The following is a 20,704-nucleotide window of genomic DNA, read 5'->3' on the forward strand; positions in this document are numbered from 1 at the left end:
TCTAGATCACCAGCCTTGGCTGATTGCGGACTGTGTCCGACAGGCGCAGCAGCAGCGCGACGATGATCCAGTTGGCCACCAGCGACGATCCGCCGGCCGCCATGAACGGCGCCGTGAGGCCGGTCAGCGGGATGACGCGGGTGACTCCGCCGATCACGATGAAGCACTGCAGCGCCACCGTGAACGAGAGGCCGACACCGAGCAGCCGGCCGAAGTCGTCTTGCCCGGCGAAGCTGATCCGGAACCCGCGCGAGATGAACAGCAGGTAGAGCGCCAGGATGGCGAACATGCCCGCGAGGCCGAGCTCTTCGCCGAGCGAGGCGATGATGTAGTCGCTCTGCGCGAGCGGGGTGATGTCGGGCCGGCCCTCGCCGAGCCCCGTGCCGATGAGGCCGCCGTTGGCCAGGCCGAACAAGCCCTGCACGAGCTGGTAGCTACCGCCGTCGGCGTCGTAGATGGCGGGGTTCAGCGCATCCAGCCAGTTCGTGAAGCGGTCGTTGACGTACACCAGCACCTGACCCGCGATCACGGCACCCGCGAGGAAGAGCCCGACGCCGAGCACCACCCAGCTGGCGCGGCCGGTGGAGACGTAGATCATCACCACGAACAGGCCGAAGTAGAGCAGGGCCGTGCCGAGGTCGCGCTGGAAGATGATGATCGACATCGAGAGCGCCCAGAGAACCAGGATCGGCCCGAGGTCGCGGGCCCGCGGGAACCGCATGCCGAGGAATTTGGTGCCGACCATCGAGAGGCTGTCGCGGCGGGAGACGAGGTAGCCGGCGAAGAACACGGCGAGGGCGATCTTCGCCACCTCACCGGGCTGGAACGAGAACTGGCCGACGTGGATCCACACCCGGGCGCCGTTGATCTCCTGGCCGATCACCGGCAGCATCGGCAGCAGCAGGAGCAGGGCGGCCACCAGCATGGCGAGGTAGGTGTAGCGCTGCAGCACCCGGTGATTCCGGATGACGACGATCACCACGAGGGCCAGCGCGATGGCCAGGCCGCTCCAGACGACCTGGCGCACGGCCGTGCTCTCCCAGCCGGTGAGCTTCTCGGCGATGTCGATGCGGTAGATCATCGCGATGCCGATGCCGTTCATCAGCGCCGCGATCGGCAGGATGAACGGATCGGCGTTCGTGGCCACGAATCGCAGGGCGACGTGCATGCCGAGCACCAGCACCGCGAGGCCGGCGCCGAGCGTGAACACGGTCATGTCGGCGTAGCCGAGTGCGCCGAACTGCACCAGCACCACGGCGAAGGCGTTCACGGCGCAGACGAACAGCAGCAGGAACAGCTCGAGATTGCGCAGCTTCTGCGGCACCCGGATGCGCCGGATGCCCCGGCCCGGTGTGGCGGAGGCGGGTTCGGCGGCGGGGGCGACCGCGTTCGTCACTGGCCCGCCCCTGGGGTGGGGTCGGTGGCGGGTGCGCTCGTGGGGGTGGGCGTGGCCGTGCCGGTGGGTGCGGGGGTCGCCGATCCGTCGCCCCCCAGCTGGGTCTCGGTGCCGGTGGCCGCCGCGTCGCTCAGCCGCTTCACGATCTCCAGCGCCGCGGTGACGGAGTCGGCGCTGATGGTGTTCTCGACCTGACGCTGCGTGTACGGAGGCAGCACCTCGGTGGTGATGTCGGTCTCCTGGAAGACGTGCGAGAGCTCGATCGGGCCGACGGTCTGCTGGATGCCCTGGAAGATGGCGACGGTTCCGTCGGAGCTGCCCACGTAGTAGCGGGTCTGCGTCCAGCGGTAGCCGGCGTACAGGCCCGCGGCGATCAGGGCGAGCACCACGAGGGCGCCGACCAGCCAGGTGACCTTGCGGCGCCGGCTGCGGCGGCGGTCTTCTTCGATCAGCTCGTCGAGGTAGTCGTCCGACTCGGCCTCGAAGTGGCTCACCGCGGGCGTGCGGTGCAGGCGGAGGCCGGGGCGCGAGGAGCGGCGGCCGGGCTGCTGCTCGAAGGCGATCGGAAGCGCGGCCGAGCCGACCAGCACCGGGCTGGTCTCCGGCGTCTCGATCGACTGGTGCACATCCACCACCACGACGGTGACGTTGTCGGGGGCGCCGTGATCCAGGCTGGCCTTCACCAGCGCGTTCGCGGCATCCTTGGGCTGGATGTTGCTGCCCAGGATCTTCTCGATGTCTTCGGGCTCGATGACCCCCGAGAGGCCGTCGGAGCAGAGCATCCAGCGGTCGCCCGGGCGGGTGTCCATCACCTGCAGGTCGACCTCTGGGGCCGCGTCGACGTCGCCGAGCACGCGCATCAGCACCGAGCGGCGCGGGTGGGTCTTCGCCTCCTCGGGCGTGATGCGGCCGGAGTCGACCAGGCGCTGCACGAAGGTGTGGTCGATGGTGATCTGGGTGAGCGCGTCGTCGCGCAGGCGGTAGACCCGGGAGTCGCCGATGTGGGCGAGGGCGACGCTCTGGCCCACTCGCACCAGGGCGCTGAGCGTGGTGCCCATGCCGGTGAGCTCCGGATGCTCGTAGACGGTCTCGGTGAGCACGGCGTTGGCCGCGACGATGGCCTCCTGCAGCGCGAACTCGGCGTCGACCGCCGAGGTGTACTGGCCGTCGATCTCGATCAGCCGCTTGAGCGCCAGGGCGCTCGCCACGTCGCCGCCCGCGTGACCGCCCATCCCGTCGGCCACGGCGAAGAGGGTCTCGCCCGCGTACCCGGAGTCCTGGTTGTTGGAGCGGATCTTGCCGACATGGGAGACGGCCGCGCTCACGGTCACGATCGCCATGGGCTACCGCCGCAGTTCGAAGCTCGTGGCTCCGATTCGGATCGGCGTGTTCAGGGGCACGTGCGTGGGCGAGGTGACCCGCTGGCCGTCGAGGAAGGTCCCGTTGGTGGAATCGAGGTCTTGGATGACCCACTCCTCGCTCCACACCATCAGGCGGGCGTGGTGCGTGGAGGTGTAGTCGTCGCGGATGACGACGCTGGAGTCGGAGGAGCGGCCGATCGTGAGGGGCTCGGTGCCGAGGGGGATCTCGCTGCCGGCCTTGGTGCCGGAGGTGATGACCAGGCGCCGGGCGTTGGCGGTGCTGGCGTGCGGCGGGCCGCTCAGTTCGGTGCCGGGGGCCGGCACGAAGGTGGGCACCTTGGGGGCCGGAGGGGCGGCCGCTGCTGCGGCACCGGCAACGGCTGCTGCGGCCCCTGCGGCCACCGGGGCCTGGCCGGCGCCGGATGCCGCCCCGGAGCCGGCGGCGGATGCAGCGCCGCTCGTCGCGGCGGGGGCCTCGCGCAGCTTGCGAACGCGCTGGCCGAACAGGTCGGAACGCATCGCGTACACCACGATGAAGATGAACACCCAGAGCAACGCCAGGAAGGCGAGCTGCAGGATGAGGAGTGTCAGTTCGCTCATGTCGCCGCCTACCGCCAGAATCCGCCCGGATCGGCCTGGGGCCGACCGTTGGAGGCGGAGCCGGCCGCCGGGGCGCCTGCTCCCGACGAGCGGGACCCCGATGAGCCGGAGCCCGTTTGGGGAACGACCCGGAAGACGATGCTCGTGCGGCCGATCAGGATGACCGAGTCGGGCTCGAGGGTGGCGCGCTGGAAGGCCTGGCCGTTCAGCTGCGAGCCGTTGGTGCTGCCGAGGTCGCGCGCCTGGGCGTGCGAGCCGTCCCAGAGGATCTCGACGTGCTTGCGCGAGGTACCGGTGTCGTCGATGGTGATGTCGGCGTCGCTGCCGCGCCCGATGATGGTGCGCGACTTGGTGATCGGGTAGCGCTGCCCCGCGACGTCCAGAACCGGCGTCCAGGTGACGTTGCCCTGCACGGTGGAGGACTCGATCCGCACCACGCCCGTCGTGAGCTTCGCATCGCCCTCGAGCTCGATCGACACGGCGCCGGCGAACTGGAAGCCCTGCTGGGCCGCGTGCTGGGTGACGATCTGGTGCAGGTCGTCGATCAGGGCCTGGCCGATGCCGGTCATGCGCTGCAGATCGGCCGGCGCGAGCAGAACCCGGAAGCTGTTGGGAACCAGGATGCGGTCGCGCGAGACGACGGCCGCGGTGGTGTCGAGCTCGCGTTTCAGGGCCGACGAGATCTCGACCGGCTGGAGCCCCGAGCGGAAGGTCTTCGCGAATGCGCCGTTGACGGCGCGCTCGAGACCCTTCTCGAAGTTGTCCAGTATTCCCACGTCAGATCGTTCCCATTCTCCCGGCACTGCTCCGATGATGTTACTTGCCTTGCGTGGCAATCCACCTAAGGAGGCGCTCAAGAGCGCCTCCTACCCACCCGATGGGGCGCCCGAGGGCGCCTTCGATGCCCTTCGGAGCGTGCCTTGACGTGCGAGTTCGCGACCATCGCATCCGTCGTGCTAATCTCTCCTAGTTCGCGCGAGTGGCGGAATTGGCAGACGCGCTGGCTTCAGGTGCCAGTGCCCGCAAGGGCGTGGGGGTTCAAGTCCCCCCTCGCGCACGAACGCAAGGGTCCGACTTCCCGGAGTACCAGGGAGTTCGGGCCCTTCTCCTTTGCGGACCCTCTCCGTTTCTGCCCCGCTTCTCAGGCTCGGTCGGCCAGGCTCAGCGGGGGACGAGCATCCGGTCGAGGGCCTCGGTGATGTCGTCGCGCACGCGAGCGTCGGGGGTCGTCGACTCGCCGTCGCCGGGCTGGGGGCCGTAGTCGCCGAACTGGGCGTGGTTCGCGCCCTCGATCACGACGAAGTCGGTCTCGGCGGGCAGCTGGGCGCGGGAGGCCTCGATCTTGGCGGGGGTGCTGAGGCCGTCGTTGCTCGCGGAGATCGACAGCACGGGCTTGCCGAGTCCGGAGGCGTCGCCCGCGCAGTACGAGCCGAAGAGCACCAGGCCCGCGATCGCGTCGTCGGTGGCGTACTGGCAGGCCTTCACACCGCCGAGTGAATGTCCGCCCACGTACCAGGTGCTCACGTCGGGGGCGAGGGCCGTGAAATCGCCGATCGGGCGCCATTCGAGGATCGCGTAGTTGGCGATGGGGCGCACGATCACCACGGTGCTGCCCGCCTCGACGGCGCCGCTCAGCTTCTCGGCGTAGGCGAGCGGATCGACCTTGGCACCGGCGAGGAACACCAGGCCCACGCCGTTCGACTCGCCGGCGGGGGAGAGCACGACGGATCCGTAGCTGTACTGCACGTCGACCGCCGAGTTGCCGGCGAGGGCGAGCACCGGGTCGCGTTCCGCGGCGTACGTGACGTGGGCATCGGCCAGGAACCCCACGATCGCGAGCACCAGGAGCACGACCAGCGCGATCGCTCCGGCTCCGATGCGGCGGGCGATCGGATGCCGGCGCTGGGCGGGGGAGGATGGTGCGTCGGTCACGGTTCGACCCTATCCCCGGGCACCGACGTCAGCGGGGTGCCCGGGCAGCAGGGGGGTCAGCGGCCGAGACCGAGGGTGTCGTACCGGGCGAGCGCGTCGGCATCCGTCGCCCGGGTGGCGGCCCGGCGCGCGCCGTCGAGGGCCGCCACCGGATCGGCCTCCTGCCGCGCCAGGTCGAGTTCGTGACGGGCGGCGGCGAGACGGGTGCGGGCATCCGGACCCACCCGGCCACGGCCGGCGGCGATGGCGTCATCGGCCGTGCGGATGTGGCTCTCGGCGATCGCGATGGCACCCACCAGGGCCGAGCGGGCCGAGTCGAGCCGCTGCTGCGCCGTGCGGGCGATGGCGAGGGTGTCGTCCAGGCGACCGGCCGCGGCGGCGAGGGCGTCGACGTCGGCGACGGGATCCGCGGCGGTGCGCGCGCGGGCGGTGTCGACGGCGGCCTCCAGGGCGGCGGAGGCGGCGGTGATCCGCTCTGCGGCCGCCGGGTCTTCGACCGAATCGCGCAGGTGGGCCGCCTCGGTGCGCTGCACTCCGGCGGCGCTCAGGGCCGTCTCGCGGGCGACCCGGGCGTCGCGCAGGGTCTGACGCATCCGTTCCACCGCGTCCAGCCGGGCCTGTGCCCGTCGAACGGCCGCCTCGGCCTGCTGCGCCTGGCGTGCCGCGGGAGCGAGGGTGCTCGCGCTGAGGGCGGCCTCGGCGGCGGTCACGTCCCGTTCCGCCGCGTCGAAGGCCTGCTCGACCTCGTCCGCGGCGCCGGCCACCGGGGCGATCGCCGTGCTCGCATAGGCGTCGGCGAGTTCGGACAGGGTCGCCCGCGCCTCGGGCAGTCGTGCACGCCCGGCGGCGATCGCGGCGCGCGTGCGGGCGAGGGCGTCGGGGGCCGAGGTCTCGTCGCGCCGGCGTTCCTGGATGCTGCGGGACTGCGCCGTCACGAGCGCGAGCGCGGAATCGCTGAGACTCAGGATGCGCTTGCTCCAGTCCCTCTGCTGCTGCTCGGTGTCGGGCACCGAGTCGTCGAGCCGCTGCCGCAGCGCGAAGGCCTCCGAGGCACGCCGGCGGGCCGTGTCGAGGGCCTCGGCGAACTCGATGGCGGCTGCCTCGCCGAACTCGGCCCGGGTGAACTCCACCTCGTCGACGGCTTCGCGCAGGGCGTCGTCCATCTGCACGAGCTGGATGCTGGCGCGCTTGACGAGTTCGTCGACCGGCAGGCGCACGGGGGCCCCGCCGCCCTGCAGGGCATCGCCCGTGCTGCGGGTGAGTCGACCCGGTACCGGGCGGCCGAGGCGCCGGCTGCGGCGCCGCAGCAGCGAGGCGCCGACGACCAGGGCGGCGATCACCCCGGCGAACACGACGAGGCTGGGAAGAAGGGAGAAGTCGCCCATGCCACCCATCGTAGGGAGTGCGGATGGGCGGGGGCTGGCTGTCGGGCCGGGCTGGTGGGCCGCGCGGTGAGTAGAGATTGCTCATAACGCAGCGGGTGGTCGCTCGAACAGAGTGGGGAGCGGATCCGTCGCACCCGGCGCCCGGATCGCATCACGTCCGTCGAAATGAGCCCTTCTCCATGTCTGCTTTCCGTGTACCCCGCAAACGATCCCCGCGACCCGGACTGATGGCTACGGCCGTCGTCGCGGGCGCCGGCCTGGCACTCGTGGCTGCGGGACCGGTCTTCGCGGCCACGCCGGTGCACGGGGTCGCGCCGGCGGCGCCGCATCCGATCGTCGTGCAGGCTCCCGGGGATCAGATCTCGGTGTCGGTTCCGGGGGTGGGGCCCGACTTCGGCTACGTCAAGCAGGGCAACGTCATCACGCGCACGATCGAGATCCTGAACGACGGCGTCGATTCGATCACCATCGACCCGGCGACCTTCAACGCGCTGGCCGCGCCCTTCACGCTGGTCTCCACCACCATCGTGAAAGGGGTGGCGATCGCGCCTGGCCAGCGCAAGTCGGTCACGGTCACGTATACCGCTCCCCCTGCCGGAACGAAGTCATCGCAGCTGATCAACCTCCAGCTCGTCGACTTCGATCGACCGGGCACCGGCTCCTACGCCATGCAGTTCATGGCCGAGTCTCTGGCCACCGACCGGGCGCACTTCGAGGCGACGACCGCGGCGGGCGCGAGCACGGTCGCGTTCGGCTCCGTGAAAGTGGGAGCGAGCGCCGTCGTGCCGATGAAACTCGTGGTGCAGGGGATCGACCCGTTGTTCTTCAAGGAGAGCGCGATCGAGGTGAAAGACCAGACCGGCAAGCCCCTGCCCGTGACGGTGTCGAAGTCGTCGTTCGGCAGCGGCAAGACCTTTGCGCCCGGCGACACGGCGACGTTCGAGCTGACCTTCGCCCCGACCGCTGCGGGCACGTACGACGGCACCGTCACCATCATCGCCCAGGTGATGAACGGCGACCCGGAGACCCCGGCGCTGATCGTCGTGCGTCCCCTGACCGGTTCGGCGCCGGCCGTCGTGATCCCGACGCCCGCCCCGACTCCGACTCCCGTGCCGACGACGCCGAGCACGCCTACGCCGCGGCCCACCACTGCGCCCGGCACGGGCGGCACGGGCGGCTCGGGAACGGGGACCGGCTCCGGTACCGGAACCTCCGGGTCGTCCGTCTCAGGGATCGGCTCCGGGGCCGGGGCGGGCTCGGGCTCGTCGCTGGCGCACACCGGCGGCTCGCCCGTGATCGGGCTGGGCTTCGCCGGGCTCACGCTGGCTCTGGGTGGCGGCGCCCTCGCGCTCGTGAAGCGCTCGCGCCGGCGCCTCCAGCGCGACTAGAGCAGGGCGTCGCGCAGTTGGTCGACGGAGTGCACGACGGCGATGGCTCCCACCGCCTCGGCGGGGGAGCCGTAGCCCCACTCCACCATGATCGCGGGTACGCCGTGCGCCGCCGCGCCCTGGACGTCGTGCTCGCGGTCGCCCACCATCACGAGGTTCGAGAGATCCACGTCCTGAGCCCGCAGTCGCACCAGTGCCTCCTCCACCACGTCGGCCTTGGCGCTGCGGGTCTCGTCTTCGGATGAGCCGCAGATGACGGTGAAGCAGTCCGAGAGCTCGAGGTGCGCCAGCACGCGGAGCGCCTGGGTCTCGGCCTTCGAGGTGGCGAGGGCCAGCGGAATGCCAGCCGCGTGCAGCGCCCGCACCAGTCCCACCATGCCCGGGTAGACCGTCGAGTCACCCTGGGGGCCCTCCGACGCCGCCAGGCCGCGGTAGACGAGCAGCGCCTCCTGGGCCTCCTCGTCGTTCATCGACGCGACCTCGCGGAATCCGTCGAGGATCGGCGGGCCGACGAAGGCCACCAACTCCGCCGGCAGCGGCACCGGGCGACCCATCTTCTCGAGTGTGCGGGACAGCCGGCCGATGATGCCGGGGGCGGAATCGGTGATGGTCCCGTCGAGATCGAAGAGGATGCAGGACCACGGTTTCGCGGGGCTATGGGTAGTCACTCGCTCGATTCTACGGTCGAGCCCCGACGGCCCGGAATCCGGGAGGTGGATCATGCCCGCCGGACAGCGAACGCCGGGTTGAGAGGGAATAGAATCGCCCGACCATGCTCGCATTCGCCGCGCGCCGGATCGGGCCGCTCCTGACCGCGCTCCTCCTGATCGCTGCGGTGATCGTGATCGCCACCGGCGTGCTGCCCTGGCCCGACACCGTCGAGCTGGCCCGACGGGTCACTCCGGTGCTGGCCTTCGTGGTGGCCATCACCGTCGTGGCCGAACTGGCGAGCGAAGCGGGCGTCTTCACGGCGCTCGCCGAGCGGATGGCGGGCTGGGGCCGCGGCCGCATCGCGATGCTCTGGCTGCTGGTGCTGGCGCTCGCCGTGGTGAGCACGGCGTTCCTCTCGCTCGACACCACGGCGGTGCTGGTGACCCCGGTCGTGGTGGTGCTCGCTCTGCACATCGGCATCTCACCGATCCCGTTCGCGCTCGCGGCCGTCTGGCTCGCCAACACCGCGTCCCTCTTCCTCCCGGTGTCGAACCTCACGAACCTGCTGGCGGCGGGGTCGTTCGACGGCGGGGTCGCCGGTTTCCTGGCGGTGGTGTGGGCACCCGCCGTGGTCGGCGTCGTGGTGAGCGCGGGCATCCTGTCCCTGGTGTTCCGCCGATCCCTGCGCGGGCGCTTCGAGCTGCCCGAGCGCACCCCGGTCGACGACCGGCCGTTGCTCGTGTTCAGCGCGGTCGTGGTGCTTCTGCTGCTCCCGATGCTGGTGTCGGGCCTCGAGGTGGCCTTCGTGGCCGGGGGAGCAGCCGTGCTGCTGCTCGCCGCATTCGTCATCCGGCGCCCGCGAGCCATCGGCCCGTCGCTGGTGCCCTGGCAGGCCCTCGGCATCGCCATCGGCCTGTTCGTGCTGGTCGAGGCGGCTCACGCGCACGGTCTGGAAGACCTTCTGGCGACGGTCTCCGGATCGGGCGACGACCCGCTCAGCCTGCTTCATCTGGCCGCCGTCGGCGCTCTCGGCGCCAACACCATCAACAATCTGCCGGCCTACCTCGTGCTCGAGCCGCTGGCCGGCGACCCGGTGCGGCTGGCCGCGCTGCTGATCGGCGTGAACCTCGGCCCGCTGGTGACCCCGTGGGCGTCGCTTGCCACACTGCTCTGGCACCAGCGGCTGACCACCCTCGGTGTGCGCATCTCCTGGCCGCGATTCATGTTGCTCGGCCTCGTGGCCGTGGCGGTGATCGTGCCGCTGGCCGTCGTGGCCTTGGCGCTCACCAACCCCGCTTGACGCGAGACGGGCGGGTGTGTGTCAGGCGGTGACGAACTCGCGCTTCACGACCTGTGCGATGCTGCCGGCGTCGAACTGCACGGCGACGAAGTCGGCGGTCTCCACCAGTGCGAGCGCCTGCGGTGCGGCGAGGAACATCGCCTTCGTGCCGGCCCGATCCGCTTCCGGAACCGCCAGGCGCAGCTCGGCGAGCGAGGTGAACAGCGGCAGCACGAGCTCACCGGTGGTCGAGAGCAGGGTGCGTACCTGCGGGTCGGCCGCATCCGTCGTGCCGGTGATGTCGACGACGAGGCCGCCGGTGCGCATCGCCTTCAGCAGGGCGTCGAGGGTGCTCCGATTCGGCAGGCGCCCGAACGTCTCCAGCGCCCTGCGCAGGGGGCGGTTCGAATACGACTTGGGGAATGCCGGAGTGCTGCGTGCCACCCGTTCAGCCTAGAGGGCGGCATCCGCGGGGCGCCGACGCCGTCAGAACAGGCGGCTGTCGGCGTCGTCGAGACCGCGCATGGCGTCGTAGTCGAGCACCACGCAGCGGATGCCTCGATCCTGAGCCAGGGTGCGCGCCTGCGGTTTGATCTCCTGGGCCGCGAACACGCCCTGCACCGGCGAGAGGTGCGGGTCGCGGTTCATCAGCTCGAGGTAGCGGGTGAGCTGCTCGACGCCGTCGATGTCGCCCCGCCGCTTGATCTCGACGGCGACCGCGGCACCGCCCGAGTCCCGGGCCAGGATGTCGACCGGCCCGATCGCGGTCATGTACTCCCGGCGCACCAGCGTGTGCCCGTCGCCCAGGAGCGTGATCTGCTCGGCCAGCAGCTTCTGCAGGTGCGCCTCGACGCCGTCTTTCACCAGGCCGGGGTCGATGCCGAGCTCGTGCGCGGAATCGTGCTCGATGTCGTACAGCGAGACCACGAGCACGTCGTCGGTCTTCTTCTGCGTGACCTTCCAGAGCTCGGTGATGCCCGCCTCGGCCTGATCGGCGTCCGGCTCGAGCACGGTGATCGAGCACGGCGGGCTCATCCAGTTCAGCGGCTTGTACGAGCCGCCGTCGGAGTGCACCAGGATGCTGCCGTCGCTCTTCAGCATCAGCAGCCGCTTGGCGAGCGGCAAGTGGGCGCTCAGACGCCCGGCGTAATCGACGGAGCAGGTGGCAATGACAAGACGCACCTGTAGAGCGTAACCGTCAGGCGGTGCCGGGGGCGGTTCAGGAGGCGCCGGCGCCGGCGTTCGCCTTCACGCGGGCGCGCGGGCCGGTGAGCTCGCGGGCGGCCGGCGAGGCGAGGCCGGCGAGGGCCACCAGCACGAGCACCAGCAGCAGGGCGTTCCGGATGCCGAAGTCGTGGCCGAGCAGCCCGATCACCGGCGGGCCCACCAGGAAGGCCACGTAGCCGATGATCGCGACGGCGCTCACCCGGGCCGCGGAGCTCTTGGGATCGGGCGCATCCGCGGCCGCCGACATGCCCACCGGGAAGCCGAGCGAGCAGCCGAGCGCCCAGAACACCACGCCCACGACGCCGACCCAGAGGGTGGGGGCGATGATGAAGGCGAGGATGCCGAGGAAGCCGAGGATCGCGCCGGTGCGGAGCACGGGCACGCGGCCGAAGCGGTCCAGCAGGGGGCCGCCGGCGACCCGTCCGGCGGTCATCGCCACGGTGAAGACGCCGAAGACCACGGCGCCGAGGGTGTTGTCGGTGGAGAAGCCGTCGACGACCGCGAGGGCCAGCCAGTCGTTCGCCGAGCCTTCGGCGAACGCCATCCCGAGCATGATGACGCCGATGGCGAGCAGGCGGACGTCTGTCCAGACGGCGAGGCTCGCGCGGAGGCGCTGGCCCCAGGTGCCGGTGGCGGCCAGAGCCTCGGCGTCGGCGTCGCCGGCGCTCGCGGTCTCGGTCGAGGCCGCCGCTTCGGCGCCCTTCGGGACGAAGCGGATGGCGACGAGCGCGCTCGCCACGATCAGTACCGCGATCACCGACAGGTGCACGCCCACGCTCACCGAGAGGGCGGAGGCGAGCGCGCCGATGCCCGCGCCGGTGACCGTGCCGAAGCTGAAGAAGGCGTGCATGAGCGGCAGCACGGTCTTGCCGATGCTGCGCTCGACGGCGGCGCCCTCGACGTTCATAATCACGTCGACGGCCCCGTTGCCGAAGCCGAAGAGCGCCAGCCCCGCGCCCACCACGACCGCCGAGCCGGTGAAGGTGGCCCCGAGGCCGATCACCGCGGTGGCGACGGCGATCAGCATCAGGCACAGCAGCATGCCCGCGCGCGCTCCCCAACGGCCCATGATGTGCGGTGCCGCGATCAGACCGAGGATGGCGCCGATCGACATCATCAGGATCAGCACTCCGACCTGGGCCGTGTCGATCTGCAGGAGGTCGCGCACGGCGGGCAGCCGGGCGATCCAGCTGGCGATCGAGAAGCCCGAGAGCGCGAAGATCGCGAAGATGGCGTTCCGCCAGGCGGTGAGCTGACGGCGGGTGAGGGTGTCGGTCATGGGTTCCTTCGGGGCGCCGCCGAGGCGGTGGGAGGGGAGCCGGTGAAACGGCGGGCTGAGCGGGAAATCTCTGATCGAATCGATTCGATCGAAACGATTCGACTACGCTACCGAACATGTCCCGCCCGGAGCAACCACGAGCCACGCTCTCGCACGTGGCCGAGCGTGCCGGGGTCTCGCGCTCCACGGCCTCGCTCGCGTTCAGCGGCGCGGGCCCGGTATCGGCGGCCACGCGCGAGCGGGTGATGCGGGCGGCCGCCGAGCTGAGCTACTCGGGGCCGGATCCGCGGGCCCGATCGCTGCGCCAGGGCCGCTCGGGGGTGGTCGGCATCGTGTTCGACGAGCGCCTGCTGCACGCGTTCCGCGACCCGGTGAACATCGCGACGCTCGATGGCATCGCCTCGGGGCTGGAGGTCGACAGCAACGGCCTGCTGCTGATGACCGAGACGGGCGCGACGGGAGGCGGCATCCGTTCGGCGTCGGTCGACGCGGTGGTGTTGATGGGCTGCAGCCCGCTGTTCGACGAGATCGTCGCCGTGCTCACCCAGCGCGGCATCCCGCTGGTCTCCATCGAAGGCGGCCGCGTGCCCGGCGTCGTCGACATCGCGCTCGACAACGCGGATGCCACGGAGACCCTCGCCCGGCATCTGCACGCGTTCGGCCACCGGCGGGTCGCGATGGTGACCCTGGGAGTGGATGCCCGGCGCACCGAAGGGCCCTTCCCCACCACGCGTCGGGAATCGATCACCACGGCGGTGACCGCCGATCGGCTGGCCGGAGCGCTCCGGGTGTTCCCCGACCTCGTGGCCTACGCCTCCTCGTACAACCTGGTGGAGAACGGGATGCGGGCGGCGCGCGCCCTGCTCGAGGTGCCCGAGGCCGAGCGCCCGACCGCGATCATGGCGCAGAGCGATCTGCTCGCCGCGGGGGTGCTGCAGTGCGCGGCCTCCCTCGGGCTGCGCGTGCCGGAGGATCTCAGCGTGACCGGATTCGACGGCGTGCCGCTGGACGGACTGGGCCTGCACGACCTCACCACGATGCAGCAGCCCACCGCCGAGAAGGGGCGCGCGGTGGGGCGGGCCGTCGCGGCACTGCTCGCGGGCGAACCGGCGGCGTCGGAGCGGTTCGAGTGCCGCCTGCACGTGGGCGGCACGACCGGGCCGGTGCCGGCGGGGGCCTAGCGGGGGAACGAGTTGTCCCCAGGTGGCGCCGGCGACCGGGTTCTCCACAGCTCGGGTCGATCTGCGGGGCCGAACGGCGCGTGCACTACTGTCGTGCTCATCAGCGGTTCGGGCACGAGGGAAGGAGGGCGAGCATGACGCAGGCGGCGCCGAGGGTGACGGTGGCGGGCACCGCGCCGGCGCGCAGCGGGCTGGTCTTGATCGCCCTGATCCTCGCCGCGGGGGTCGCGAACCTCAACCTCTCGGTGGCCAACGTCGCCCTGCCCTCGATCGGGCACGACTTCGACGCCTCGCAGACCGCACTCAATCTGGTGGCCGTCGGCTTCTCGCTGGGGTTGGCCGGCTCCGTGCTCTACCTGGGTGCGCTCGGCGACCGGCACGGCCGCAAGCGGATGCTGGTGCTGGGTCTGGTGCTCAGCATCCCGGCCGCCCTGCTGGCCTCGCTCGCACCCTCGGTCGAGGTGCTCTTCGTGGCGCGGCTGGTCGGCGGTGTGGCCGCGGGAATGGCCTATCCCACCACGCTGTCGCTGATCACCGCACTGTGGAGCGGGCCCAGGCGGATCGCGGCGATCGCGCTCTGGTCGGGCCTCGGCGGCGCGATCTCGGCGCTCGGGCCGCTCGCCTCCGGCTGGCTGCTCGGGCAGTTCCACTGGGGATCGGTGTTCCTGATGACCATCCCGCTGGCGGCGGTCACCTTGGTGCTCGTGCTGATCGTGGTGCCGGCCAAGGTGAACGAGGGCCGCGACCCGGTCGACAACCTCGGCGGTGTGCTCTCGATCGTGATGGTCACCTCGCTCGTGCTCGCCATCAACTTCGCCGCGGTGCCGGGCGCCGGAGTGTTCTCGCTGGTGCTCGCGGGGATCGCGGTGCTCGGTGGTGCGGGCTTCGTCCTGCGCCAGCGCCGGGCGGCGCATCCGCTCTACGACCTGCGCATCGCGCGGCGGCGGCCGTTCTGGGTGGCGGCGGTCGGCGGCATCATCGTGTTCGGCTCGCTGATGGGCGCGATGTACGTGGGGCAGCTGTTCCTGCAGAACGTGCTCGGCTACACGGCGCTCGAGGCGGGGGCGTCGATCCTGCCGGCGGCGGTGCTGATGGTGCTCGCCTCGCCGCTGTCGAGCCGGCTGATCGCGCGGTTCGGGGCGCGGATCGTGTTCCTCATCGGCTTCGCCTGCTGCCTGCTGGCCTTCCTCACGATGTACCTGTTCTGGGACGTCGGCTCGCCGTTCTGGCCGGTGGGGCTCGGGTACGCCCTGATCGGCCTCGGGGTGGGGATCGCGGGGCCGCCCGCCTCCCGGTCGCTGACCGACTCGGTGCCGGTGACCCGGGCCGGGATGGCGTCGGGAACGTCGGATCTGCAGCGCGACCTCGGCGGATCGATCATGCAGTCGGTGCTGGGTGCGATCCTGACGGCCGGCTACGCGGCGGCCACCGCGGCGGCGATCAGCTCGGCGCCGGCCTCGGTGCAGACGCAGATCACGAGCGAGGTGCAGGCCCAACTGCAGAAGTCCTTCGACGGCGCGGTGGCGATCGCACAGCAGCATCCGCAGTACGCCGATGCGATCGTGGCGGCCGCTCGCCAGTCGTTCCTCGACGGCGCCGACTGGGCCTACGCCACGGGCATGCTGACGATGCTGGTCGGGGCGCTGCTGGTGCTCGTCTTCTACCCGCGCAAGGCGCGCGAGCACGAGCTGTTCGCCGAGTACGCGCGGGCGGATGCGCGGGTGGCGGAGGTCGCAGAGGCCGAGCCCGGGGTGACGGCCGCCTCCGGGGCGGAACCCGGTTCTGCCGGCGGGGCAGGGAGGTCGAGCGAGCGCACAGGAGAATAGGGGCATGCGTCTCACCGTGCTCGGCACCGCAACGCCCTTTCCTCGCCCCGACAACCCCTGTTCGGGCTACCTGCTCCAGGGGGGAACCGTGGACGACGAGAGCGGCGGAGCGGATGCTCCGGGTGCGACCGTCTGGATCGACGCGGGTGCCGGCACCCTCGCCGAACTGCAGCGCCACACCTCGATCGGGGCGCTCGACGCGATCTGGATCTCGCATCGCCACGCCGACCACGCCGCCGACCTGCTGGTGGCCTATTACGCTCTGCGGTTCGCCGAGGGCCGGCCCGAGCATCCGGTTCCCCTTCCGCTGATCGCGCCGGAGGGGATGCTCGAGCGGCTGAGTGCGTTCCTCGGCCCGTCGTCGGTCGACGAACTGCCCCGGGTGTTCGACTTCCGGCCGATGAGCGGCTGGGGTGAGGCCGTGTTCGGCTCGCTGACGCTCAGCTGGGGTCCCGTGCAGCACGGCGTGCCGGCCTTCGGCCTCACCGTCGACGAGGGCGGCCGCCGTCTCGCCTACTCGGGCGACTGCGCGCCCTGCCTCTCGCTCGAGGAGATCGGCGAGAACGCCGACCTGCTGCTGGTGGAGGCCGGTTACGACCGGGCGCCCGAGGGCGAGCCCGCCGTGCACCACACCCCCGAGGAGGCGGGACGCTCGGCCGCCACGGCCGGTGCCGCCCGCCTGGTGCTCACGCACCTCGCGGAGTCGCTGGTTCCGGATGCCGCCCGCGCCCGGGCGGCCACCGCCTACGCGGGCCCGATCGAGCTCGCGCACCCGGGAGCCGTCTTCCTGGTCTGACCCCGAGGCCCACGGCACGGCACGGAACGGGTGCGGGCGGTGCGTCAGCGGGCGGCGGGGGCTCCGGTCACGATCCAGCGGGAACCCCGGGCGCGGAGGCCGAGCGTGAGGGCGCGTGCTCCGATATAGCCGAGGCCGAACGCCAGCCAGAGCCAGACGAGGCCGGCCGTTCCCGAGGGCTGGATCAGGGCCACCGCGATCAGCAACGGCGCGTACATCGCGAGGTTCACGAGCCCCGTCAGCGCGAGATACCGCGCGTCGCCGGCGCCGATCAGCACGCCGTCGAGCACGAACACGAAACCGGCCAGCGGCACGCCGATCGCCATCACGAGCATCGTCGCGGTGAGATCCTGCCGCACCTCGGGCGAGGAGCTGAACACGAACCCGGCGAACGGCGCGGTCACCGCCACCAGTACGCCGAGCAGCACCCCCGACAGCAGGCCCCAGCGCACCAGCCGCCTCGTCACGGCGTGCACGCGCGGCACATCCGAGGCGCCGAGCCCGTGCCCCACCATCGCCTGACCGGCGATCGCCAGCGCATCCAGCACGAACGCCAGCGTCATGAACACCGTCATGGCGATCTGGAACGCCGCCAGCTGCGTCACCCCGAGCGAGGACGCCACCACGACCGTGGCGAGGATCGCCGCGCGCAGGCTGGCCGTGCGCACGAGCAGCCATCCGCCGGCCAGGGCCGCGCCCGTCACGCCGTCCAGACCGGGCCGGAGCGAGACACCGTGCCGCCGGGCGGCCCGGATCGCGATCACCACGTACACCGCGGCCATCGCCCACTGGGCCACCACCGTGCCGACGGCGGAACCGGCGATGCCCCAGCCCGCGCCGTAGATCAGCACCGCGTTCAGTGCGGCGTTCGCCGCGAATCCGGCCACCGCCACCACGAGCGGCGTGCGGGTGTCCTGCAGGCCGCGCAGCAGTCCGGTGGCCGCGATCACGATCAGCATGCCGGGCAGCCCGATCAGCGAGATCGACAGATACGTCTCGGCGTTCTGCTGCACGGCTTCGGTGCTCCCGAACAGACGGATGACGGCACCCACGAGCGGCCAGCCGGCGACGGCCAGCAGCACCCCGACGCCCAGCGCCAGCCACATGCCGTCGATACCCGCCTTCACCGCGCCCGGGGTGTCGCCGGCACCCAGACGCCGGGCGACGGCCGGCGTGGTGGCGTAGGCGAGGAAGATCAGCAGCCCGACGACCGTCTGCAGGATCGCGCTGGCGACGCCGAGGCCGGCCAGAGCATCCGCCCCCAGATGGCCCACCAGCGCGGTGTCGGTGAGCAGGAACAGGGGCTCGGCGACGAGCGCTCCGAGGGCTGGGACCGCGAGGCGCAGGATGTCGCGATCGATCGTCAGCACTCCATCAGCCTAGGACTCTGGTGCCCTCCGCCCCCCGGCTGGTAGCGTGCCGAATGTCAGCCCCGAACGCGCGCTCCGCTCGTGCGGGCACCTGCCCCCACCCTGCGAAAGGCCGCGCGATGCCCGAATTCAGCTACGGACCGGTCGAACTCATCCTGGTCGGATTCGACGGGGAGCGACCCGGCCCCGAGATCGTCGACGCCCTGCGGGACGTGATCGACGCCGGCACCGTCCGGCTGCTCGACCTCCTGTTCGTCACCCGCTCGCCTGAGGGCGCGCTCACCGTGCTCGAACTCGAAGATGCGGGCGACGCGATCGGCCTCGGCGAGGTCGTGCTGGAGGCCACCGGGCTCGCCTCGTTCGAGGACATCGAGGAGCTGGCCGCCGAGATCCCCGCGGGCTCCTCGGCCGCTCTGCTCGTGATCGAGCTGGCCTGGGCGAAGAACCTCGCGTCGAAGCTCGCCGCCGGCCACGGTGCCGTACTGAGCACGGAGCGCATCCCGGCCCCCGTGGTGAACGAGGTCCTGGCCGCGCTCGCGGACTGAACAGCGGCAGCGCTGCGCTGCTTCCACCCACCTCACGAAGACCCTTCCGTACGATCCGACAGGAGAACCGACATGCCCATGTTCCGACGAGCTGGCCGACCAGGCCTCATCGGCCTCGCCGCCCGCACCGCCGTCGTGGCCGGAACCGCCAGCGCGGTCTCCGGCGGGATCCACAACCGTCAGATGCAGAAGGCCCAGGGCCAGCAGGATCAGGCGGCATTCCAGGCCCAGCAGCAGCAGGCGCAGATCGACGCCGCAGCCGCGGCCGCCGTGGCCGCTCAGCAGGCCGCGGCTCCGGCTCCGGCACCTGCCGCACCCGCGCCTGCGGGTGGTGTCGACATCATCGCCGAGCTGCAGAAGCTGGCCGCCCTCAAAGACGCCGGCGTTCTCACCGACGCCGAGTTCACGGCCGCGAAGGCCAAGCTGCTGGCCTGACCCGCACCCCCCTCGCTTCCGCCCTCCCGGCACGCTGTCGGACGGGGTGCGTAGAGTTACGGGGTGACTGCATCCGGAATCGACACCAACGAACTCGACCCCAGCATCCGCGCGCAAGACGACCTGTTCCGGCACGTCAACGGCCGGTGGATCGCGCGCACCGAGATCCCCGAAGACAAGGCGCGCTACGGCTCGTTCTACGAACTCGCCGAAGAGGCCGAGAAGAACGTGCGCACCATCATCGATGAGGCCAAGGATGCCGCTGAGGGCACCGAGGCCCGCAAATTCGGCGATCTCTTCTCCTCGTTCATCGACGAGGAGCGCATCGACGCCCTCGGGGCCGCCCCCGTGGCGCCGCAGCTGGCGCTGATCGACACCATCGACGATCTGCCCACCCTCGCCCGCACCCTCGGCCGCCTCGAGCGCGAGGGCGTCTCGGGCCTGCTGCGCCTGTTCGTCGACAACGACCCGGGCGATCCCGAGCGCTACCTCGTGTTCGTCGAGCAGGGTGGCATCTCGCTGCCGGATGAGAGCTACTTCCGCGACGAGAAGTTCGCGTCGGTGCGGGAGGCCTACCTCGGCCACATCCAGCGGATGTTCGAGCTCGCGGGGCTGGATGACGCCCCGCGCCGGGCGCAGCGCGTGTTCGACCTCGAGACCGCCATCGCGGCCACGCACTGGGACAACGTGCGCACCCGCGATGCCCAGGCCACCTACAACCTGCTCGGCTGGGATGCGGTGGTCGACCTCGCGGGGCCCTCGGGCGCCGTCGACGGCGGGTCGTTCCTGGCTCTCTGGCGCGAGGCCCTGGATGCCCCGGCCGGCGTCTTCGACGAGCTCGTCGTGCGCGAACCGAGCTTCGTCACGGGCGTCTCCGAGGTGCTGGCCGGCCAGCCGCTGGGGAGCTGGAAGGACTGGCTGGCCTGGAAGGTCGTGCACGGCTGGGCGCCCTACCTCTCGAGCGACTTCGTGGAGGAGAACTTCGACTTCTACGCCCGCACGCTCACCGGCACCCCGAGCATTCGTGCCCGCTGGAAGCGCGGCGTCTCGCTGGTGGAGGGCGCCATGGGAGAGGCCGTCGGCCGCATCTACGTCGAGAAGCACTTCCCGTCCACGGCCAAGGCGGCCATGGACATCCTGGTAGCCAACCTCATCGAGGCCTACCGCCAGTCGATCACCACGCTGGAGTGGATGAGCCCGGCGACGCGCGAGCGGGCACTGGAGAAGCTCGGCAAGTTCACGCCCAAGATCGGCTTCCCGGTGAAGTGGCGCGACTACTCCGCGCTCGCGATCAGCCCCACCGACCTCATCGCGAACGTGCGCGCCACGAGCGAATTCGAGTTCCAGCGCGAGCTCGGCAAGATCGGCAAACCGCTCGACCGCGACGAGTGGTTCATGACGCCGCAGACGATCAACGCGTACTACAACCCCGGGTTCAACGAGATCGTGTTCCCGGCGGCCATCCTGCAGTTCCCGTTCTTCGACGAGTCGCGGGATGCGGCGGCCAACTACGGTGCGATCGGTGCGGTCATCGGGCACGAGATCGGTCACGGCTTCGACGATCAGGGCTCGCGGTTCGACGGCGACGGGAAGCTCACCGACTGGTGGACGGAAGACGACCGCGAGTCGTTCGAGAAGCTCACCTCGTCGCTGATCGCGCAGTACGACGCACTCGCTCCGGCGCAGGTTCCCGAGCACCACGTGAACGGCGCGCTCACCATCGGCGAGAACATCGGCGACCTGGGCGGCCTCGGCATCGCCTGGAAGGCCTACCTGCTCTCCCTCGATGGCGCCGAACCGCCCGTCGTCGACGGATTCACGGGCGCCCAGCGCTTCTTCCTCTCCTGGGCGCAGGCCTGGCAGCAGAAGTCGCGCGACGAGGAGGTCATCCGCCTGCTCTCGATCGATCCGCACTCGCCGAACGAGTTCCGGTGCAACCAGATCGTGCGCAACATCGACGAGTTCTACGCGGCTTTCGACGTGGCCTCCACCGACAGTCTCTGGTTGGACCCAGCTGAGCGTGTGACCATCTGGTAGTACTGCCGAACCCGGG

The 20,704-nt window shown here is 71.1% G+C and carries 19 protein-coding genes and 1 tRNA gene; 9 read left to right on the forward strand and 11 right to left on the reverse strand.

Annotated elements, in window-relative coordinates; genetic code table 11:
• Window position 1: 1 nt before the first annotated feature.
• Genes Q0D75_RS04935 through Q0D75_RS04950 form a run of 4 tightly spaced genes read right to left on the reverse strand, consistent with a single transcriptional unit; the run spans window position 2 to window position 4,133 of the window.
• On the reverse strand, window positions 2–1,396 hold the full coding sequence (locus Q0D75_RS04935; RefSeq protein WP_291050039.1) for an FtsW/RodA/SpoVE family cell cycle protein: 1,395 nt from the start codon (window positions 1,394–1,396) through the stop codon (window positions 2–4).
• A complete protein-coding gene (locus tag Q0D75_RS04940) occupies window positions 1,393–2,736 on the reverse strand; it encodes a PP2C family serine/threonine-protein phosphatase (protein ID WP_291050041.1) in 1,344 nt (447 codons plus the stop codon). Before Q0D75_RS04940 ends, Q0D75_RS04935 begins: the two co-directional genes overlap by 4 nt.
• Window positions 2,737–2,739: 3 nt before the next feature.
• Entirely contained in the window at window positions 2,740–3,357 is a 618-nt protein-coding gene (locus tag Q0D75_RS04945; RefSeq protein ID WP_291050043.1) for an FHA domain-containing protein, read from the reverse strand.
• 8 nt (window positions 3,358–3,365) lie between these two features.
• On the reverse strand, window positions 3,366–4,133 hold the full coding sequence (locus Q0D75_RS04950; RefSeq protein ID WP_291050045.1) for a DUF3662 and FHA domain-containing protein: 768 nt from the start codon (window positions 4,131–4,133) through the stop codon (window positions 3,366–3,368).
• A 197-nt stretch (window positions 4,134–4,330) separates the two neighbouring features.
• On the opposite strand from Q0D75_RS04950, the gene Q0D75_RS04955 reads away from it, so the two are divergent.
• Window positions 4,331–4,414: transfer RNA gene (locus Q0D75_RS04955), tRNA-Leu, on the forward strand.
• Window positions 4,415–4,518: 104 nt separating this feature from the next.
• On the opposite strand, the gene Q0D75_RS04960 is transcribed toward Q0D75_RS04955, so the two are convergent.
• Entirely contained in the window at window positions 4,519–5,289 is a 771-nt protein-coding gene (locus tag Q0D75_RS04960) for an alpha/beta hydrolase (RefSeq protein ID WP_291050047.1), read from the reverse strand.
• Window positions 5,290–5,345: 56 nt separating this feature from the next.
• Complete coding sequence (locus tag Q0D75_RS04965) at window positions 5,346–6,674, reverse strand: hypothetical protein (protein ID WP_291050049.1); 1,329 nt, start codon at window positions 6,672–6,674, stop codon at window positions 5,346–5,348.
• 227 nt (window positions 6,675–6,901) lie between these two features.
• Between Q0D75_RS04965 and Q0D75_RS04970 the strand changes: the two genes are divergently transcribed.
• Window positions 6,902–8,062: a choice-of-anchor D domain-containing protein gene (locus Q0D75_RS04970; RefSeq protein WP_291050051.1), complete on the forward strand. Its 1,161-nt coding sequence runs from the start codon at window positions 6,902–6,904 to the stop codon at window positions 8,060–8,062.
• Here the strand turns inward: Q0D75_RS04970 and Q0D75_RS04975 are convergent.
• Complete coding sequence (locus tag Q0D75_RS04975; RefSeq protein ID WP_291050053.1) at window positions 8,059–8,730, reverse strand: HAD hydrolase-like protein; 672 nt, start codon at window positions 8,728–8,730, stop codon at window positions 8,059–8,061. The genes Q0D75_RS04970 and Q0D75_RS04975 overlap by 4 nt on opposite strands.
• Before the next feature lie 104 nt (window positions 8,731–8,834).
• On the opposite strand from Q0D75_RS04975, the gene Q0D75_RS04980 reads away from it, so the two are divergent.
• Window positions 8,835–10,013 carry an SLC13 family permease gene (locus Q0D75_RS04980; RefSeq protein WP_291050055.1) on the forward strand — a complete coding sequence of 393 codons (1,179 nt, stop codon included), beginning with the start codon at window positions 8,835–8,837 and terminating at the stop codon, window positions 10,011–10,013.
• Between the two features lie 21 nt (window positions 10,014–10,034).
• Here Q0D75_RS04980 and Q0D75_RS04985 read toward each other — a convergent pair whose 3' ends face one another.
• Genes Q0D75_RS04985 through Q0D75_RS04995 form a run of 3 tightly spaced genes read right to left on the reverse strand, consistent with a single transcriptional unit; the run spans window position 10,035 to window position 12,582 of the window.
• Window positions 10,035–10,436, reverse strand: a complete 402-nt coding sequence (locus Q0D75_RS04985) for an SseB family protein (protein WP_291050057.1) — start codon at window positions 10,434–10,436, stop codon at window positions 10,035–10,037.
• A 42-nt stretch (window positions 10,437–10,478) separates the two neighbouring features.
• The gene (nucS, locus tag Q0D75_RS04990) at window positions 10,479–11,174 is read right to left on the reverse strand and encodes an endonuclease NucS (protein WP_291050059.1); all 696 of its coding nucleotides are present in this window, start codon (window positions 11,172–11,174) and stop codon (window positions 10,479–10,481) included.
• Between the two features lie 37 nt (window positions 11,175–11,211).
• Window positions 11,212–12,582: an MFS transporter gene (locus Q0D75_RS04995; RefSeq protein ID WP_366513409.1), complete on the reverse strand. Its 1,371-nt coding sequence runs from the start codon at window positions 12,580–12,582 to the stop codon at window positions 11,212–11,214.
• Window positions 12,583–12,614: 32 nt separating this feature from the next.
• Here Q0D75_RS04995 and Q0D75_RS05000 point away from each other — a divergent pair, with 32 nt between their 5' ends.
• The 3 genes from Q0D75_RS05000 (at window position 12,615) to Q0D75_RS05010 (ending at window position 16,301) form a co-directional block, all read left to right on the forward strand.
• Window positions 12,615–13,679, forward strand: a complete 1,065-nt coding sequence (locus tag Q0D75_RS05000; protein WP_291050063.1) for a LacI family DNA-binding transcriptional regulator — start codon at window positions 12,615–12,617, stop codon at window positions 13,677–13,679.
• Window positions 13,680–13,813: 134 nt separating this feature from the next.
• Complete coding sequence (locus Q0D75_RS05005; protein WP_291050065.1) at window positions 13,814–15,505, forward strand: MFS transporter; 1,692 nt, start codon at window positions 13,814–13,816, stop codon at window positions 15,503–15,505.
• A gap of 4 nt (window positions 15,506–15,509) precedes the next feature.
• Window positions 15,510–16,301 (forward strand): MBL fold metallo-hydrolase, encoded by a 792-nt coding sequence (locus Q0D75_RS05010; protein ID WP_291050067.1) that lies wholly within the window; start codon window positions 15,510–15,512, stop codon window positions 16,299–16,301.
• A gap of 44 nt (window positions 16,302–16,345) precedes the next feature.
• Here the strand turns inward: Q0D75_RS05010 and Q0D75_RS05015 are convergent, their stop codons facing one another.
• The gene (locus Q0D75_RS05015) at window positions 16,346–17,671 is read right to left on the reverse strand and encodes an MATE family efflux transporter (protein ID WP_291050069.1); all 1,326 of its coding nucleotides are present in this window, start codon (window positions 17,669–17,671) and stop codon (window positions 16,346–16,348) included.
• Window positions 17,672–17,790: 119 nt separating this feature from the next.
• On the opposite strand from Q0D75_RS05015, the gene Q0D75_RS05020 reads away from it, so the two are divergent.
• From Q0D75_RS05020 to Q0D75_RS05030, 3 genes are all read left to right on the forward strand, one after another.
• Window positions 17,791–18,216, forward strand: coding sequence for a DUF6325 family protein (locus Q0D75_RS05020; protein ID WP_291050071.1), 426 nt, complete (start codon window positions 17,791–17,793; stop codon window positions 18,214–18,216).
• A 72-nt stretch (window positions 18,217–18,288) separates the two neighbouring features.
• Window positions 18,289–18,651, forward strand: coding sequence for an SHOCT domain-containing protein (locus tag Q0D75_RS05025; protein ID WP_291050072.1), 363 nt, complete (start codon window positions 18,289–18,291; stop codon window positions 18,649–18,651).
• Between the two features lie 63 nt (window positions 18,652–18,714).
• Entirely contained in the window at window positions 18,715–20,688 is a 1,974-nt protein-coding gene (locus Q0D75_RS05030) for a M13-type metalloendopeptidase (protein ID WP_291050074.1), read from the forward strand.
• The last annotated feature ends 16 nt before the right edge of the window (window positions 20,689–20,704 follow it).

The organism is Herbiconiux sp. (genome assembly GCF_023264855.1).
In the GTDB taxonomy this organism is placed as follows: Bacteria; Actinomycetota; Actinomycetes; order Actinomycetales; family Microbacteriaceae; genus Herbiconiux.